Source organism: Mycobacterium sp. 1245801.1, from assembly GCF_001673055.1.
GTDB classification, from domain to species: Bacteria; Actinomycetota; Actinomycetes; order Mycobacteriales; family Mycobacteriaceae; genus Mycobacterium; species Mycobacterium europaeum_A.
Genome location: NZ_LZKY01000058.1, coordinates 1 through 16,584, shown reverse-complemented (window position 1 = coordinate 16,584; position 16,584 = coordinate 1). Strand labels below are relative to the sequence as shown.

The window sequence follows — 16,584 nt, the reverse complement described above, 5'->3', positions numbered from 1 at the left end:
ATCGTTTCACTCTGCATCGTCGCGCGACGTCATGCCTGTTGCAGCCGGCTCTGCTTGTCGGCGGCGGCCAGGGCGTCGAACAGGGCGTCCAGGTCACCGTCGAGGACCTGATCGAGATTGTGCGACTTGAAGTTGATGCGGTGATCCGCGATCCGGTTCTCCGGGAAGTTGTAGGTGCGGATGCGCTCGCTGCGGTCCACCGTGCGGATCTGGCTGGCCCGGTCCGCCGAGGCATCGGCGAGCGCCTGCTCTTCGGCCAGGGCCTGCAGACGGGCGGCCAGCACCTGCAGGGCGCGGGCCTTGTTCTGCAGCTGCGAGCGCTCGTTCTGGCAGGTGACGACGATGCCGGTGGGCAGGTGCGTGATGCGCACCGCGGAGTCGGTGGTGTTGACGCCCTGGCCGCCCTTGCCCGACGAGCGGTAAACGTCGATGCGCAGGTCCGACTCGTCGATCTGCACCTCGCCGACTTCTTCGGGTTCGGGATACACCAGCACGCCGGCCGCCGAAGTGTGAACGCGGCCTTGGGATTCGGTCACCGGGACGCGTTGCACCCGGTGCACTCCGCCCTCGAATTTCATCCGGGACCAGACCCCGTCGGCGCTGTCGCCCTTGCTGGCGATGGCCAGCGTCGCGTCCTTGTAGCCGCCCAGATCCGAGGTGGTCTCATCCAGCACGGTGACGGTCCAGCCGTGCCGCTCGGCGTAGCGGATGTACATCCGCGCCAAGTCGGCGGCGAACAAGGCCGACTCTTCGCCGCCCTCACCGGATTTCACTTCGAGGACGATGTCGTCGGCGTCATGCGGGTCGCGCGGGGCCAGCATGTCGGTGAGCTGGGTGTCCAGCTCGGCCACCTGGGCTTCCAGATCCGTGACCTCGGCGGCGAAGGAGGCGTCGTCGGCGGCCAGCTCTCGCGCCGTCTCCAAGTCGTCGCGGGCGGCCGCCAACTTGCGGTAGGTGCCCACGATTGGGGCCAGCCGGGCGAACCGGCGTCCGGCCTTGCGCGCCTCGTCGGGATTGCTGTGCAATTCGGGGTCGGCCAGCCGGCGTTCGAGGTCGGCGTGCTCGGCCAGCAGCACGTCTATGGTCTGTACCGGTTTGGTCACTGCCTTACCTCCTGCCCCGTTTCGCCCGTCGTTGCCACAAACGCAAACCGACGCCCGGCCCGTGCGAGGAGTCGCACAGTTCGGGCGTCGGTATCCGAGCTATTTGTCGGCAGCAGCTCCGGCGTTGCGCTTGCCGTAGCGCTTCTCGAAGCGGGCCACCCGGCCACCGCTGTCCAGGATCTTCTGCTTGCCGGTGTAGAAGGGGTGGCACTGCGAGCAGACCTCGACGACGATGCGGCCGCCGTCCTTGGTGCTGCGCGTCTGGAAGGTGTTGCCACAACCGCAGAGCACCGTGGTCTCCGCGTAGGCGGGGTGAATGTCAGCTTTCATGATTCCTCTTCGATCGTGTCGAGCGTGATTATGCCAGGTCAACCCCTGTCCTCCCAAAACACGGGGACGCCCCCTGGCATTCCCGGCCCGTGGGTGGCCGGCGCGAGACATAGACCACGACGATCGCACGCGGCGTGTCGGGTGCGTGGTTTACGTGTCGCGGCCGCCGGCGGACCGGGTTAGTCGTTGTCCATCCCGGGGGTCGTCTTGGACACCTGGACCAGGAACTCGTAGTTGTTCTTCGTCTTGCGCAGCTGCGACATCAGCAGGTCGATGGCCTGGTGTGAGTCCAGCCCCGACAGCACGCGGCGCAGCTTGTGCACGATGCCGAACTCGTCCGGCGAGAGCAGCAGCTCGTCCTTGCGCGTACCGGACGGGTTGACGTCGACCGCGGGGAAGACCCGCCGCTCGGAGATCTTGCGGTCCAGCTTCAGCTCGGCGTTACCGGTGCCCTTGAACTCCTCGAAGATGACCGTGTCACCGGTGGAGCCCGTCTCGACCATCGCGGTGGCGATGATGGTCAGCGATCCGCCTTCCTCGATGTTGCGGGCCGCACCCAGGAACCGCTTGGGCGGGTACAACGCGGTGGAGTCGACACCACCGGACAGGATCCGGCCCGACGCCGGCGACGCGTTGTTGTACGCGCGCCCGAGGCGGGTGATCGAGTCCAGCAGCACGACGACGTCCTTGCCCTGCTCGACCAGCCGCTTTGCCCGCTCGATCGCCAGCTCGGCGACCGAGGTGTGGTCGGACGGCGGCCGGTCGAAGGTCGACGCGATGACCTCACCCTTGACCGAGCGGGTCATGTCGGTGACCTCCTCGGGACGCTCGTCGACGAGCACGACCATGAGGTGGCATTCCGGGTTGTTCTTGGTGATCGCGTTCGCGATGTCCTGCAGGATCGTGGTCTTACCGGCCTTGGGCGGCGACACGATCAGCGCGCGCTGGCCCTTGCCGATCGGCATGATCAGGTCGATGACCCGGGTGGTCAGCCGGTCGCTGGTGGTCTCCAGACGCAGGCGCTGGTTGGGGTACAACGGCGTCAGCTTGGAGAAGTCGGGACGCTTCTTGGCGTCCTCGACCGAGCCGCCGTTGACGCTGTCCAGTCGCACCAACGGGTTGAACTTCTGCCGCTGGTTGGGCTGTTCGCCTTCCTTGGGCACGCGGACCGCGCCGGTGACGGCGTCACCGCGACGAAGGCCGTTCTTGCGCACCATGTTCATCGACACGTAGACGTCGTGCGGGCCGGCCAGGTAGCCGGAGGTGCGCACGAAGGCGTAATTGTCGAGAACGTCAAGGATGCCGGCTACCGGCTGGACGACGTCGTCCTCGCGCAGTTCGGTGTCGCCACCCTCGCCGGATCGCTCGCCCCGGCGGCGGCGGTCGCGGAAGCGGCGTCCCCGCCGGCCCTGACGGCCCTCGCCGTCGTCGTCCTGTTGGTTGGAGCCGCCGCGGCCCTGCTGGCCGCCCGAGTTCTGATCCTGGTCGTTGCCGCCGCCGTCCTGGCCGCGGTCGTCGTTCTGGTTGTCGTTTTTGGGCTTCTGGCGCCGCTCGGCCTCACCGGTGGCTGCGCCGTCACGGCCGCCCGAGCCCTCGCGGTCGGCCTCGTCGTTGCCGCGGCCGGCCGAACCGGCCTCGCGGGAGGCGCCGCGTCGTTCGCGGCGGGGCGTCTCGGTGCTGGCGCCGTTCTGGTCGCCCTTGGCGGCCGGCGCTTCTGCGCTGTCGGTGCCGTTCTTGGCGTTGTCGTTGATGTCCGACTTGCCGCTGTCCTCAGCGGTCTTGGTGCCATTGGCCGGAACGCCATTGGCCTGTCCCCGGACTTCTTTGATCGCGGCGATCAGTTCGTTCTTACGCATGCCCGACGTCCCTTTGACGCCAACTTGATTGGCCAGCGCGCGCAGCTCGGGCAGCACCATCGTGGACAGTGCACCTCCCGAGACGGCGGGTTTCGCGTCTGGAGTGTCAGTCACGGCGTTCGACAGTTGATTGGCGTCAGTGTTTTCGCCAGCCGTGAACAGGTCCGTATCAGTCACGGATTTCCTTTCTTCCCCCGCTGATCAGGTCATACGGGGGGTTCGTTGCATTCAGGCAATTGCCGAGTGCGCCCAATCATCGACTCTGCAACGGTGATCGCCTGGATCGGCGGAGTAAACGGCGAACCTCGTCCACAAGAAGAATTGGTGTTGTCCTAGCGGCAAGGCAGTATGGATGCAGATGCAGATGCTGCGATTGCTGGACGGCTCCGAGGATAGCCCCCATCCCTGTCGGAAGCAAGCAAACCCTCCGGCCACCCTGTGGATCAACCGACGACGGTGACCCCCGGGCTCCAGCGAACAGGTTCGCCAGCCGTCATTTTGGTGATGGCAAATCCGTGTGTCGCCCCGTACTCCACCACTTCGGAGGGGAGCTCCGACGCCGTGGTCAGCGCAATCAGCGATGGTCCGGCCCCGGAGAGCGTCGTCGCAACGTTATGACGCCGCAGCAGCCGCAAATATTCCGCCGAGGCCGGCATGGCCGGTGCGCGCTGCGGCTGGTGCAACACGTCCTCGGTCGCCGCCATGAGCAGGTCGGGGCGCTCGGTCAGCGCCACCACCAGCAACGCCGCGCGACTAACGTTGAAGCGGGCGTCCTCGTGGCTGACCTGCGCGGGCAGCAGCACGCGGGTCTCCGCGGTGAGCGAGCGTTCCTCGGGAATCGCGGAGTACAGGTGGATATCGGGGTGCAGTCGCAGCGGCACCGCCGCGTACGCGGGGCGATCACCACCGCGGTCCACCCACGACACGACCGCACCGCCCAGGACGGCGGCCGCCGCGTTGTCGGGATGACCCTCGAACTCCGAGGACAGCTGGATCAGCTGGGTCTCGCTGAGGGGATTTGAATCCGCCTGTGCGACAAGGCCATTAGCGGCCGCCAGCCCGCCAACCACCGCGGCCGCGGACGAGCCGAGCCCGCGCGAATGCGGGATGGCGTTGCGGCAACGCACCAGAAGGCCCGGTGCGCGGACCCCGACGGCCCGCAGCCCACATTCCACGGCACGCACCACCAGGTGCTCCGGACCTACCGGCAGCTGACCCGCCCCCTCGCCCTCGACCAACACCACCAAGCCGGAATCGGTTGTTTCGACGGTGATTTCGTCATAGAGGCTCAACGCCAGGCCGATGCTGTCGAAGCCGGGACCGAGGTTGGCGCTGGACGCCGACACCACCGCGCTGGCCACCAGCCCCGCGGGCAGCATCGGGGTCATCAACAGCCCTTCGTTGCGAGCGCGCACATTTGTCAGGCCAGCCCCAGCTTTTCGACCACCAAGCCCGGATCCACCGGCAGCGGGGTCACGGTCGGCATGTCGCGCAGCGCGGTGTCGGGGTCCTTGAGGCCGTTGCCGGTCACCGTGCACACGACCGTCGACCCGCGGGCCACCCAACCGTCGTCGACGGCCTTGAGCAGTCCGGCGATGCTGGCCGCCGAGGCCGGTTCGACGAACACGCCTTCGGACTCGGCCACCAGGTGATAGGCGGCCAGGATCTCCTCGTCGGTCGCGGCCAGGAACCGGCCATTCGATTGCTGCTGCGCGTCAACGGCCGCCGTCCACGACGCGGGCGCGCCGATGCGGATGGCGGTCGCGATGGTCTCCGGGTTCTTTACCGGCGCGCCGTGCACCAGCGGGGCCGCACCGGCCGCCTGGGTGCCCAGCATGCGCGGCAACCTCTCGATCAGCCCTTCGTGGTGATACTCGGTGTATCCCTTCCAGTACGCGGTGATGTTGCCCGCGTTGCCGACCGGCAGGGCGTGCACGTCGGGCGCGGTTCCCAGCGCGTCGACGATCTCGAACGCCGCCGTCTTCTGGCCCTCGATGCGCACCGGGTTGACCGAGTTGACCAAGGCGATGGTCGGGAAGTCGGCGGCCATCTTGCGGGCCAACTCCAGACAATCGTCGAAGTTACCGTCGATCTGGATGATCTTGGCGCCGTGCATGACCGCCTGCGCGAGCTTGCCCATCGCGATTTTGCCCTGCGGTATCAGCACCGCGCAGGTGATGCCGGCGCGCGCCGCGTAGGCCGCCGCCGACGCCGAGGTGTTTCCGGTGGACGCGCACAGCACCGCCTGCTGGCCGCGCGCCAGCGCATCGGTGACCGCCATCGTCATGCCCCGGTCTTTGAACGAGCCGGTGGGATTGAGGCCTTCGACCTTGAGATGCACGCTGCAGCCGGTCTTTTCCGAGAGCCGACGCGCCGCGATCAGGGGGGTGCCACCCTCGAGCAGGGTGACCGGGGTCCAGTCGTCGCCCACGGGCAACCGGTCCCGGTAGGCCTCGATGAGACCCGGCCACGGTTTGTGGACGGCGGTGCGCGGGGCGCTCATAGGGTGGTCCCTTCCAGTCGCAGCACGCTGGTCACGCTCTGCACGACGTCCAAATCGGCCAGCGCCTCCACGGTTTCGGACAGCGCGGCATCGGTGGCGCTGTGGGTGACCACCACGATGCGGGCGCCCACCCGTCGTCCGTCCTCGTCCGCGACGCCTTCCTGACGAACTTCGGCGATGCTCACCTCGCGCTTGGCGAATTCGGCCGCGACCGAGGACAGCACGCCGGGCTTGTCGGCGACGTTCATGCTGACGTAGTAGCGCGTGGAGATGAAACCCATTGGTGCGATGGGCAGTTGGGCGTACTTGGATTCCTTCGGCCCGCGGCTGCCCAGCACCCGGTTGCGCGCGGCCATCACCATGTCACCGGCCACCGCGGACGCGGTCGGCGCGCCGCCGGCGCCCTGACCGTAGAACATCAGCCGGCCGGAGGCCTTCGCCTCGACCACCACCGCGTTGAACGCGCCGTTGACCGTGGCCAGCGGGTGTGACAGCGGCACCAGCGCCGGATAGACGCGCGCCGAAACCCGTTCTTGGCCATCGTCGGTCGTGATGCGCTCGCAGATGGACAGCAGCTTGATGGTGCAACCGAGGGCCCGGGCCGACTCGAAGTCGGCCGGGGTGACCTTGGTGATGCCCTCGCGGTAGACGTCGTCGGCGGTCACCCGGGTGTGGAAGGCGATGGACGCCAGGATCGCGGCCTTGGCCGCCGCGTCGTAGCCCTCGACGTCGGCGGTGGGGTCGGCCTCGGCGTAGCCCAGCGCGCTGGCTTCGGCCAGCGCCGTGTCGTAGTCGGCGCCGGTGCTGTCCATCGCGGACAAGATGTAGTTAGTGGTGCCGTTGACGATGCCGGCCACCCGCAGCACCGTGTCGCCGGCCAGCGACTGTGTGAGCGGGCGGATGACCGGAATGGCGCCCGCGACGGCCGCCTCGAAATACAGGTCAACGTGCGCGCTTTCGGCGGCCTGTGCCAGCTCGCCGGTGGAGGTGGCCAGCAGCGCCTTGTTCGCGGTGACGACCGACTTACCGTGCTCGAGGGCGCACAGGATGGCCTTGCGGGCCGGTTCCACCGGCCCCATCAGTTCCACGACGATGTCGACGTCGTCGCGCGCGGCGAGCTCTTCGATGTCGTCGGTGAGCAGTTCGACCGGGACACCGCGGTCATCGGCGACGCGGCGCACTCCGATGCCACGCAACACCAGGGGTGCGCCGACACGGGCGGCAAGGTCATCGGCGCTGTCCTCGATTATTCGGACAACTTCGCTGCCGACGTTGCCCAACCCGAGTACCGCTACACCGACCGGCTTTTCGTCACGGGGCACAGTTTCACCTCACTTCCAGACTTAGGAGATCGTCGACCGTCTCGCGCCGCAAGATCAGACGCGCGCGGCCGTCGCGCACCGCGACGACGGCGGGGCGGCAGATCATGTTGTAACGGCTCGACAATGAATAGCAGTAGGCGCCGGTAGCGGCCACCCCGAGCAGGTCGCCGGGCCGCAGATCGCCGGGAACCCAGGTGTCGCGCACCACGATATCGCCGCTCTCGCAATGCTTTCCGACGACACGAGCCAACTCCGCCGGCGCATCGCTGAGCCGCGAGACGAGCCGGGCGTCGTACTGCGCGTCATACAGGGCGGTGCGGATGTTGTCGCTCATACCGCCGTCGACGCTGACGTAGCGCCGGTGTGCGGTGGCGCTGACGTCGACGTCCTTCACGGTGCCCACCTCGTAGAGCGTGATGGTGCCCGGCCCAGCGATCGCGCGCCCGGGCTCGACCACCAGCCGCGGGGTCGGCAGTCCGACGGCCGCCGACTCGTTGCGCACAATCGCGCTCAGCTTGGCGGCCAGCTCACCCATCGGCGGCGGATCGTCGGCGGCGAGGTAGGAAATGCCAAGCCCGCCACCGAGATCCACGGTGGAGATCTGCGCCGTCTTGTCGACACCGAACCGCTCCGCGGCGTCGTGCAACAGGCCGATGACCCGGTGCGCGGCGATTTCGAAGCCGGCGACGTCGAAGATCTGCGAACCGATGTGACTGTGCAGACCCACCAGCCGCAGGTGCTGGGTCTCGAATACCTTGCCCACGGCGTCCAGGGCCGCACCGCTGGCCAACGACAGGCCGAACTTCTGGTCCTCGTGCGCGGTGGAGATGAACTCGTGGGTGTGCGCCTCGACGCCGACCGTGAGACGAACGAAGACGTCCTGGACGATGCCCGCCTCGGCCGCGATGGCATCGAGGCGCTCGATCTCGATCATCGAGTCCAAGACGACATGCCCGACACCGGCTTTGACCGCCGCCGTCAGTTCGACGACGGATTTGTTGTTGCCGTGAAAGGTGATCCGATCCGGTGGGAAGTTGGCGTGCAACGCGACGGCCAGTTCACCGCCGGTGCACACGTCGAGCGACAGCCCTTCTTCGTCGATCCAGCGCGCGATCTCGCTGCACAGGAACGCCTTGGCGGCATAGTGCACGTTCTTGCCGCCACCGAAGGCGGTCGCGATCTCGCGACAGCGGGACCGAAAGTCGTCCTCGTCGACGACGAACAGCGGGGTGCCGTACTCCTGGGCAAGGTCGGTCACCGGGACTCCCGCGATGGCGGCGACTCCATCGTCATTGCGAACTGTGTTGCGCGGCCACACGTTCGGCGCCAGCAGCAGCAACTCCTCGGGGGATTGCGGCCGCAGCGGGCTTTCGGCGTGGCGGGCCTCTTCGGCGTGCCGAGGACCGGCGGGGTGAACGTTCACATTCGCTCCGGAGCCGTGACGCCCAGTATCGCCAGGCCGTTGGCGATCACCTGGCGGGTCGCCTGGCACAGCGCCAGGCGTGCGGTGTGCAGGTCGCTCGGTTGCTCATCGCCCTGCGGCAAGACCCGGCAGGAGTCGTAGAACCGGTGGTAGTCGCCGGCGAGGTCTTCCAGGTACCGGCACACCCGGTGGGGTTCGCGCAAGGTGGCCGCCGTGTCGAGCACCCGCGGGAACTCGCCGATGGTGCGCAGCAGCGTCCCCTCCTTGTCGTGGCTGAGCAACTCGAGGTGGCCTTCAAAACCGGCGCCGCCGGGGATCAGGCCGAGTTCGGCCGCGTTGCGGGCCAGCGCCGAGAGTCGGGCATGCGCGTATTGCACGTAATAGACCGGATTTTCATTCGACGCCGACGACCACAGCGCGAGGTCGATGTCGATCGGGGTGTCCACCGAGGAGCGGATCAGGCTGTAGCGCGCCGCGTCGACGCCGATCGCCTCCACCAGGTCGTCCAGCGTGATCACCGTTCCGGCCCGCTTGCTCATCCGGACCGGCTGGCCGTCACGGACCAGGTTGACCATCTGCCCGATGAGCACCTCGACGGCGGCCGGGTCGTCGCCGAACGCCGCCGCCACGGCCTTGAGCCGGGCGATGTATCCGTGGTGGTCGGCCCCCAGCATGTAGATGGCCAGGTCGAACCCGCGCTGGCGCTTGTCCAGGTAGTAGGCGATGTCACCGGCGATGTAGGCGGGCTTGCCGTCGCTCTTGATGACGACGCGGTCCTTGTCGTCACCAAAGGCGCTGGTGCGCAACCAGGTTGCGCCGTCCTTCTCGTAGATGTTGCCGGTCTCGCGCAGCCTGCCGATGGCTTGGTCGACCAGGCCCTTGGTGTGCATCGAGTCTTCGTGGGTGTAGACGTCGAAGTCGGTGCCGAACTCGTGCAACGACTCCTTGATGTGGGTGAACATCAGGTCGACGCCGATCTCGCGGAAGGTCTCGCGCATCTCGTCGTCGGGCAGGCTCAGCGCGTCGGGCGCCTTCTGCAGCACCTGAGCGGCGATGTCGTTGATGTAGGCGCCCGCGTACCCGTCTTCGGGGGTGGGCTCGCCCTTGGCCGCGGCGATCAGCGAGCTGGCGAACCGGTCGATCTGCGCGCCGTGGTCGTTGAAATAGTATTCGCGCACCACCGCGGCGCCCTGTGTGGCCAACAGCCGCCCCAACGCGTCGCCGACGGCGGCCCAGCGGGTCCCGCCGATGTGGATCGGCCCGGTGGGGTTGGCCGAGACGAATTCCAGGTTGATGTTGCGTCCGGCCAGCGCGTCGGAGTGGCCGTATCGGTCGCCGGCGTCGATGACGTTGGTGACGACGACGGCCTGCGCCGAAGCCTCGAGGCGCAGGTTGATGAAGCCGGGTCCGGCCACCTCGGCCGACGCGACGCCGGCGGCGGAGGCCAGCGCCTCGGCGAGCCATCCGGCCAGGTCGCGGGGGTTGGCACCGACCTTCTTGCCCAGCTGCAGCGCCAGGTTGCTGGCGTAATCGCCGTGCTCGGGATTGCGGGGACGTTCCACGGTGACCGTCGGCGGCAGCGCGGCAGCATCGAGCCCGCGCTCGGCCAACACCGCGGCGGCGGTGGTCTTGAGCAGCTCAGCCAGGTCAGCGGGGGTCACGAGCGTCCATCCTATTGGCTGGTGCGCCCCCACCCCGAATCCATTGCGGTGATGGGGCGGCCGCTTGGATGCGTTAGTCTGTCCGTGCTTGTTCGAAAGCCCCATGGCGCAACAGGTACTTGGTGCGCCCCCGTAGCTCAGGGGATAGAGCGTCTGCCTCCGGAGCAGAAGGCCGCAGGTTCGAATCCTGCCGGGGGCACTGTAACTGGCGGAATCGAAAGACCTGCTAGACAGTGCTTTAAAGCTTGCTACGGCGACCGTCCTGTACGGCCTACCTATCCGGCCACGATTTGCCCTAGCTAGATTCGTTTGCTGGAAGCTGCGTTCCCAGTGTCCGCGACACGTCACGCACTTTGCGCACTCTGCTATTCTCGCAATGTGGCTACCGCCATAATGCGCCACCCGTGAGCGCCGAATTCGGTGGTAGGAAATTCAAATCACGCGAAAACGCTGGCGGTCCTGGTAGATCCGCCCTTAGAGCGTTGGCTGTTCAATCAGCCATCTTCAGGGATCAAAGAGTCCAAAGGTCAACTCATTTCAACGACCAAAGCCACCGAACAGCTAAACGTCTTTCCCATCACCGTCCGCCAATTCATCGCAGACGGAAAATTCATAGGGGGACAAATCCACCTAGATCGGGTAATTTCAGCTGAGAGTGTGATTGAAATCAACAGCCGCTCGTTCGCAAGAGAAACACGGTTCCTGAACTCGGTTATATGTGTCGCCGAAGAATTGACCATACGTCGACGTCAGCCACGAACCCTCTAAATGCATGATCGGCAAAATTGGCTAGCACTTGCGTAAGGCTGCCATTCGATCGATCCGTTACCCACCCCCACCTAGGACCCCGCAGATAAAGTCACACAGCGGAATGCCGGTCCTCTCCTCCTCGGGCCTTTGACGACCGTAGCTCGCGATAAGGTCGTGCACATTGATTGAGTCAACGTGCCAGCCACGCCCCTGTAGCCATTCCCTAACGTCGCTGCGGTCCTCGTCGAACCACATGCCTGGCATGTCGGGCAGCTCTGTGCCAGCCTGACGAAACGATTCCCGCATACCGCCGAACCACGCCGACAAACGGGTGAGATTCTCCGGTTCGAAGAACTCCGCGCCGGTTACGTCAACGGCGATGCGACTGCCCTGTTTACTCAACGTTTGGATGCGTTCGAATAACAGGTCCTGAGCATCTGCAGGCAGATAAGCCAATAGACCCTCGGCGGTCCACGCGGTTGGCAGCTGTGGGTTGAAGCCCTTATCGCACAACGCTTTCGGCCAGTCTTTACGTAAGTCGACCCCGAGCGGGACATATCGACAGGTCGGTTGAACGTTATGGGAAAGCAACACCTGCGTCTTGAACTTTAAGACCTCTGGTTGGTCGATCTCGAAGACGGCGCTATCACTGGCCCACGGCAGCCGCCATGCCCGTGTATCTAACCCTGCACCCAATATGACCGCTTGGTGAAGGCCCGCAGCTTGTGCCGCTGCGAAAAAGTCATCGAACCACTTCGTGCGTGAAGCGACGTAGGCCGATTGGGCCATCAACTGACGCACGAGCAACGGATCGATGTCTTCGAGTCGCGCGAGCACGTCGTCGTCGGAATAGAGAGGAGACATGAGGCCCTGAGCATCCGCCACTTCCACGAACAGTTGTGCGTAAGGATCGCGGACTAGGGGCCGTTCGCTGGCGGTTTCTTTGGCGCGAGACCCGGCAGCGCCCAACGCCGTCGACCCGACGCTCTTAGCAGATATATCCCAGGTGTCGTCGTCAGACCTAGCCATCGCATAGCCTTTCGATCCGCTCTGGTCTTCCAGACGCATCTTCGCAGGCATCGCGCCCGAGCGGCATCAGTTCGCTCAATCGAACGAAGTTCCGGTATGTCGGCCCTGGTAGGTGCAGCCCAGTTCGGCCAGGGCACGCTCCGACAGGTCAGCGCCCAACTTCTCACCTGCCGGGGGCACCCTTGCTACCAGCTGAAACGGTGCGAGTCAGTCAGCTTCGCGTCAGCACGAACGCCTCGATCTGCCGATTTCCGGACCGCACTTCGTACTTCCGCCAGCCCGGATACAGCTCGAGGCCCTTGGCCCAGATCTCGTCGCGCTCGCGTGGCGTGGCCAGGCGCGCGGTGGCCTGCCAGGTGTCGCCGCCGACCGCGACCGTCGCCTGCGGATGGGCCTTCAGATTGTGATACCAGGCCGGATGCCTGGTACCGCCGAAGTTGGACGCAATGAGGGCCAGGCCGTCCGGGTGCGGGATCCCGTACACGGCGACGGTGCGCGACTCACCGGATTTGGCGCCCGTGGTGGTGAGCATGACCGCCGGGATGCCGGTCGCGACCTCGGCGAAGCTCCTCCGGCCACCGGTGGCCTTGGCGACCAGGCGATCGAGGTGGTGCGCCGTCGGGCGAAGAAGCGCCACACCCACCGTCGTGGACGCCAAGCGGCGCATCGTTCGGTGAAAAGCATTCGCGTCATCGAATGATCGCCCGGGCATGGTGTCATTCTGGTGCGCTCGCCCGCGCTGAACAAGCAATGTGAAAACGCGCCCCATGAGTCACAGACGACATTAAGCTGCTGGTCGTGGGCGTGAAGGTGTTCGCCAAGGGTCGGGGGCGCTGGCTGGCGGTCGCGGCGTCGCTCGTCGTCTCCGCGGCGATGATCCACGCGCAGGGAACCAAGACGCGTTGCTGCGTCGAGACGCCCGTGGCGGCGCCGAGCCCCACCACCAGTGCGCCGGCCCCGGCGCCGCCCGCCAGGGGGCCGCGCCCCGCCAGTCCGGCCGAGATCGAATCGCTGACGGCTCTGGCACCGCCCGCCCCGTCCGCCGGCCAGCAATTCCAGCTCGCCCTGCCGCACAGCGTGGGATCCGAAGAACGGTTGCAGGTCAAGACCATCTGGGCCGCCCGCGTCATCACCGTCCTCTTCCCCCAGATCAAGACCATCTACGGATACCGCGAGGACCCGTTGCCGTGGCATCCCAACGGGCTGGCCATCGACGTGATGATCCCGAACTACCACTCCCCCGAAGGCATCGAGCTCGGCAACCAGATCGCCGGCTACGCCCTGGCGAACGCGAAACGATGGGGCATCAACCACGTGATCTGGCGCCAGAAGATCTACCCGGGCGTCGGCGGCGGCAACTGGATGGCCGACCTGGGATCGGAGACCGCCGACCACTATGACCACGTCCATATCGCGACCGGCGGCGGCGGCTATCCGACCGGGCACGAAACCTATTACATCGCCTCCATGACCTCGGGCCCGACGGACTGATCCGCTCAATCGTTACCCGGCAGCGGGGTTGGCCCGTTGCCACGGAAGTCATCCTTGATTGCTGACACAGGACACAGTTGCTCAGTGCCGGTTCGCCAGCTTTTGCTGTTCGTCGCGCAATACCGCACCGCACACCGCATAATGAGGCCGTTATCACCCTCACCGAGGAGAAGGAGCCGAGCGTGAAGGCTGTTTGCGGGTTGCGCATGTTATGTATTCCGGCGGTCGTTGCTGCCGCGTTAACGGTAGGTAGCGGGGTCGCCGCCGCCGACGATGACGGATACCTGGGTCAACTGAAGAAGATCGGCGTGGTGTGGCAGCCGGGCGGCGAAGGCACGCTGATCTCGCTGGGCCACGCCATCTGCTCGGATCGCGCCGCGGGCAAGACCCCGGACGAGCTGGCCACCGACGTTCATTCCGGGTTGAACAGTTCCTTCAACTACGGGGACGCCACGGCCATCGTGAGCGCCGCGGAATCGAACTACTGCCCCTGATCAATCCCTGAGGCGTCGTCGCGACGGCGTCTCCGTCATGCCGATCCGGCGGCGAACGCCGCCACCGGCATTTCGACGGACCCACCGCAGGGCCCGCCGCTGATGTCGGTGTGCCACGTGCCACGCAGCGATCCGTCGGCCTGCGGTGCGTAGAAGGCCCACGACCGCGCCGGTGCCCACACCTTCGGAACACCCTCGCCCATATAGCAATCCCATTGGAAGTCAAAGCGCTCGACCCATTTGGCGCCGTCCCACGCGTAGTGCGAAGGCTGGGGCAACGTCGGGTTCTTCGGTGCGGGGCCGTTGGTAGCGGTGGCCACGCATCTGCCCGACGAGCACGCGGTGGTGAAGACGTAGTCGGCGCTGAAGGTCGGCTCGGCTTGTTTCGCCGCGACGCTGGTGCCGGATTTACTGGCCGCGTACCTCACCAACGAGTATCTGCCGTTCCACGAGGGCGACATCGCGTTCGCAGACATGCCGGATGCGCCGACGACCAACGTGGTGACGGCTGTGAGCACCGCACCTACCCGAGACGCCGGCAGCATTGCGTCAATGGTGGGCATTCGAGGACGCGGCGCGATCTCGGCGCGGACACGATCGCGGTGCTGTCGCGCGGATTCACCGCGCTCGCAACAAGAACAGCCCGTAGGCGGCCACCGACTGCGCGTCGGCGATGACTCCTTCGCGGATCATCCGCTCGACCTCGTCGCGCGAGAACCACGCGCTGCGCATGTCCTGCTCCTCATGTTCGCGCTCGACTTCTCCCTCGGCGATGCCGGTGGCCAGAAACACCCAACCCCGCTGACTGGTCATTCCCGGTGCGACGTCGAGCTGGCCGAGTGCCTCGAACGACGTTGCGCGCAGGCCGGTTTCCTCCCGCAGCTCGCGCTCGGCGAGCTCGGCCGGTTCGGCGTCGGCCAGTTCGGGAGCGGTGCCTTGGGGGAATTCCCAACGCCGCTCGCCGAGGGGATAGCGAAACTGCTCGACCAGCCGGAAGCGATGCCCGTCATAAGGCAGCACGAGCGCATAGGCCGGCTTGTCGACGACGCTGTAGATGCCCTCGCTGCCGTCCGGGCGCCGGATGTCGTCCTCGCGCAGCACCATCCACGGGTTGCGGTAGATCTCCCGGCTCGCCAGGCATTCGATGAAAGTCACGCCCGCCAGTATTGCCGGGAATACCGCAACTCATACCGCGGCGACGGCGAGGAGTAGCGTCCGAAGTTATGCCGTCGCCAGAAGCCATCACCGAGACCGTCAATCGCTACCTCGCGCTGGTCGCCACGGGCACCGCCGACGACATCGTGGCGCTCTACGCCGACGACGCCACCATCGAGGACCCGATCGGCTCCGACATCCGCCGCGGGCATGATGCCATCCGCGCCTTCTACACGGGGTTTCAGGACGCGAAGAAGGACACCGAACTCGCCGAAATACGGATCGGCGGCAGCGAGGCCGCCTTCTTCTGGCATCTGACGCTCGACGCCGGTGACAGCCGCACCCGGATCTCGCCCATTTCGACGATGTCGTTCGACGGGGACGCCAAGATCACGTCGATGCGGGCGTTCTGGTCACCGGCAGACGTTCGGGTCCTGTAGCCCGCCAATCCTGTTGGCAGCCCGCTCAACTCGGGATACGGCCCAGGATGCCCTGCACGAGGGCGGCGGCGTCGTCGCCGAGATCACGTCCGATGACGTCGACGTCGACCACGACGTTGGCCTTGGCCGCCAGGGCCCGCAACGCGCTGGTGTGCTGGCCGCCGACGTCGGTCGTCCGCCCGTTGTCCTGCACCGTCCCCAGGGTGCTGCGCACCGACGTCACCGGGCCGGTCTGCACCGGCGTCCCGACGCTGTAGATGCCGGAGATGCCGCCGTGCGAGTAGGTCAACTGCCTGCCGGCACAACCGTTGATGTGGTTGATGGCGCCGGCGACGAAACCCTTTGCGGCCGCGGCGTTGTCGAACGTCGCGACGAACTCCGAAACCCCGTGCGGGAAACCGTTGGTGTGCTGCCCCAGGTCGACGCCGTAGATGGCGCGGTAACCGCTGTCGCGATAGGACGCTGTCAAGCCGTTGAACACCGCTTCGGTGCATTCCGGGGGATCGAAGCTGTCGCCGGGCTGCAGTTCGTGCGTTTGCGTCCAGGTCTTGTTGACGTACATGCCGGGCGCCTTGATCAGGCCGGCGACGTCTTCCCCGGTGAGCACCAGCGACTGTAGGCCTTCGGGGGTCACCGACGGTTCCGGCGGCGCGGCGGCGGTGGCGCTCGGCTTCGCCGCGGCTGTGGTGGCGCCGGAGTGCGCCGTCGGCTGGCCGGTCTGCCTGTTGCCCAGCGTCGCCCACAGCGCCAGCGCAACCACGGCGATCACGGTGAAGGCGTACGACAGGGTCAGTCCAACCAGCGCCCGATTGCGGCCGCGCTCGCCCCGCCGGCGAATGTCTTTGATGGCGAAGTGGCCCAACACGATTCCCACCGGGGCAAGCAGGAACGCAAACACAACCGACAGCGTGGCCAGCGTGTTCACCTCGTCCGACGGCGGGCGAGCGGACGGTTGGGCGGGCGCTGTGGGCGACGCTGGGCAACAGGCAGACCGGCCAGCCGACGGCGCACTCCGGCGCCACCACAG

General features: G+C 66.5%; 16 protein-coding genes and 1 tRNA gene. 4 read left to right on the top strand and 13 right to left on the bottom strand.

The window, feature by feature from the left end; translation table 11 throughout:
- Window positions 1-29: 29 nt before the first annotated feature.
- The 8 genes from prfA to argS all read right to left on the bottom strand — a co-directional run bounded on the left by prfA (window position 30) and on the right by argS (window position 10,198).
- The gene (gene prfA / locus A5622_RS03290; protein WP_066876624.1) at window positions 30-1,103 is read right to left on the bottom strand and encodes a peptide chain release factor 1; all 1,074 of its coding nucleotides are present in this window, start codon (window positions 1,101-1,103) and stop codon (window positions 30-32) included.
- 99 nt (window positions 1,104-1,202) lie between these two features.
- Window positions 1,203-1,433 carry a 50S ribosomal protein L31 gene (gene rpmE, locus A5622_RS03285; protein ID WP_066873624.1) on the bottom strand — a complete coding sequence of 77 codons (231 nt, stop codon included), beginning with the start codon at window positions 1,431-1,433 and terminating at the stop codon, window positions 1,203-1,205.
- A 179-nt stretch (window positions 1,434-1,612) separates the two neighbouring features.
- A complete protein-coding gene (gene rho, locus A5622_RS03280) occupies window positions 1,613-3,466 on the bottom strand; it encodes a transcription termination factor Rho (RefSeq protein WP_066873621.1) in 1,854 nt (617 codons plus the stop codon).
- 266 nt (window positions 3,467-3,732) lie between these two features.
- Window positions 3,733-4,668 carry a homoserine kinase gene (gene thrB, locus A5622_RS03275; RefSeq protein WP_066873644.1) on the bottom strand — a complete coding sequence of 312 codons (936 nt, stop codon included), beginning with the start codon at window positions 4,666-4,668 and terminating at the stop codon, window positions 3,733-3,735.
- A 41-nt stretch (window positions 4,669-4,709) separates the two neighbouring features.
- Window positions 4,710-5,792 (bottom strand): threonine synthase, encoded by a 1,083-nt coding sequence (gene thrC, locus A5622_RS03270; RefSeq protein WP_066876623.1) that lies wholly within the window; start codon window positions 5,790-5,792, stop codon window positions 4,710-4,712.
- The gene (locus A5622_RS03265) at window positions 5,789-7,114 is read right to left on the bottom strand and encodes a homoserine dehydrogenase (protein ID WP_066876622.1); all 1,326 of its coding nucleotides are present in this window, start codon (window positions 7,112-7,114) and stop codon (window positions 5,789-5,791) included. Before A5622_RS03265 ends, thrC begins: the two co-directional genes overlap by 4 nt.
- Before the next feature lie 4 nt (window positions 7,115-7,118).
- Window positions 7,119-8,477 (bottom strand): diaminopimelate decarboxylase, encoded by a 1,359-nt coding sequence (gene lysA / locus A5622_RS03260; RefSeq protein WP_197507939.1) that lies wholly within the window; start codon window positions 8,475-8,477, stop codon window positions 7,119-7,121.
- 56 nt (window positions 8,478-8,533) lie between these two features.
- Entirely contained in the window at window positions 8,534-10,198 is a 1,665-nt protein-coding gene (gene argS, locus A5622_RS03255; protein ID WP_066876620.1) for an arginine--tRNA ligase, read from the bottom strand.
- Between the two features lie 126 nt (window positions 10,199-10,324).
- Between argS and A5622_RS03250 the strand changes: the two genes are divergently transcribed.
- Window positions 10,325-10,397 (top strand) — tRNA-Arg (locus tag A5622_RS03250).
- Window positions 10,398-11,023: 626 nt separating this feature from the next.
- Here A5622_RS03250 and A5622_RS03245 read toward each other — a convergent pair.
- Window positions 11,024-12,016: an SAM-dependent methyltransferase gene (locus tag A5622_RS03245; RefSeq protein WP_232002837.1), complete on the bottom strand. Its 993-nt coding sequence runs from the start codon at window positions 12,014-12,016 to the stop codon at window positions 11,024-11,026.
- 172 nt (window positions 12,017-12,188) lie between these two features.
- Window positions 12,189-12,689 carry a nitroreductase family deazaflavin-dependent oxidoreductase gene (locus A5622_RS03240; protein ID WP_066873606.1) on the bottom strand — a complete coding sequence of 167 codons (501 nt, stop codon included), beginning with the start codon at window positions 12,687-12,689 and terminating at the stop codon, window positions 12,189-12,191.
- Window positions 12,690-12,775: 86 nt separating this feature from the next.
- On the opposite strand from A5622_RS03240, the gene A5622_RS03235 reads away from it, so the two are divergent.
- Together A5622_RS03235 and A5622_RS03230 are read left to right on the top strand one after the other, a co-directional pair.
- Window positions 12,776-13,468, top strand: a complete 693-nt coding sequence (locus A5622_RS03235) for a glycoside hydrolase (protein WP_066876619.1) — start codon at window positions 12,776-12,778, stop codon at window positions 13,466-13,468.
- A gap of 206 nt (window positions 13,469-13,674) precedes the next feature.
- Window positions 13,675-13,962 (top strand): DUF732 domain-containing protein, encoded by a 288-nt coding sequence (locus A5622_RS03230; RefSeq protein WP_066873600.1) that lies wholly within the window; start codon window positions 13,675-13,677, stop codon window positions 13,960-13,962.
- A 35-nt stretch (window positions 13,963-13,997) separates the two neighbouring features.
- Here the strand turns inward: A5622_RS03230 and A5622_RS03225 are convergent, their stop codons facing one another.
- Complete coding sequence (locus tag A5622_RS03225; RefSeq protein WP_197507938.1) at window positions 13,998-14,438, bottom strand: hypothetical protein; 441 nt, start codon at window positions 14,436-14,438, stop codon at window positions 13,998-14,000.
- Between the two features lie 142 nt (window positions 14,439-14,580).
- Window positions 14,581-15,117 carry an NUDIX domain-containing protein gene (locus A5622_RS03220; RefSeq protein ID WP_066876618.1) on the bottom strand — a complete coding sequence of 179 codons (537 nt, stop codon included), beginning with the start codon at window positions 15,115-15,117 and terminating at the stop codon, window positions 14,581-14,583.
- Window positions 15,118-15,185: 68 nt separating this feature from the next.
- Between A5622_RS03220 and A5622_RS03215 the strand changes: the two genes are divergently transcribed.
- Window positions 15,186-15,557 (top strand): nuclear transport factor 2 family protein, encoded by a 372-nt coding sequence (locus A5622_RS03215; protein ID WP_066873594.1) that lies wholly within the window; start codon window positions 15,186-15,188, stop codon window positions 15,555-15,557.
- A 25-nt stretch (window positions 15,558-15,582) separates the two neighbouring features.
- Here the strand turns inward: A5622_RS03215 and A5622_RS03210 are convergent, their stop codons facing one another.
- Window positions 15,583-16,455 (bottom strand): sensor domain-containing protein, encoded by an 873-nt coding sequence (locus tag A5622_RS03210; RefSeq protein WP_197507937.1) that lies wholly within the window; start codon window positions 16,453-16,455, stop codon window positions 15,583-15,585.
- Window positions 16,456-16,584 lie beyond the last annotated feature (129 nt).

What these genes read in the sequence shown, in the direction of transcription:
- A5622_RS03225 (WP_197507938.1), bottom strand. Translation starts at nt 14,438, where the DNA reads ATGTCTGCGAACGCGATGTCGCCCTCGTGGAACGGCAGATACTCGTTG.
- thrB (WP_066873644.1), bottom strand. Translation starts at nt 4,668, where the DNA reads ATGCTGCCCGCGGGGCTGGTGGCCAGCGCGGTGGTGTCGGCGTCCAGC.
- A5622_RS03230 (WP_066873600.1), top strand. Translation starts at nt 13,675, where the DNA reads ATGTTATGTATTCCGGCGGTCGTTGCTGCCGCGTTAACGGTAGGTAGC.
- A5622_RS03215 (WP_066873594.1), top strand. Translation starts at nt 15,186, where the DNA reads ATGCCGTCGCCAGAAGCCATCACCGAGACCGTCAATCGCTACCTCGCG.
- thrC (WP_066876623.1), bottom strand. Translation starts at nt 5,792, where the DNA reads ATGAGCGCCCCGCGCACCGCCGTCCACAAACCGTGGCCGGGTCTCATC.
- A5622_RS03240 (WP_066873606.1), bottom strand. Translation starts at nt 12,689, where the DNA reads ATGCCCGGGCGATCATTCGATGACGCGAATGCTTTTCACCGAACGATG.
- A5622_RS03245 (WP_232002837.1), bottom strand. Translation starts at nt 12,016, where the DNA reads ATGCGTCTGGAAGACCAGAGCGGATCGAAAGGCTATGCGATGGCTAGG.
- rpmE (WP_066873624.1), bottom strand. Translation starts at nt 1,433, where the DNA reads ATGAAAGCTGACATTCACCCCGCCTACGCGGAGACCACGGTGCTCTGC.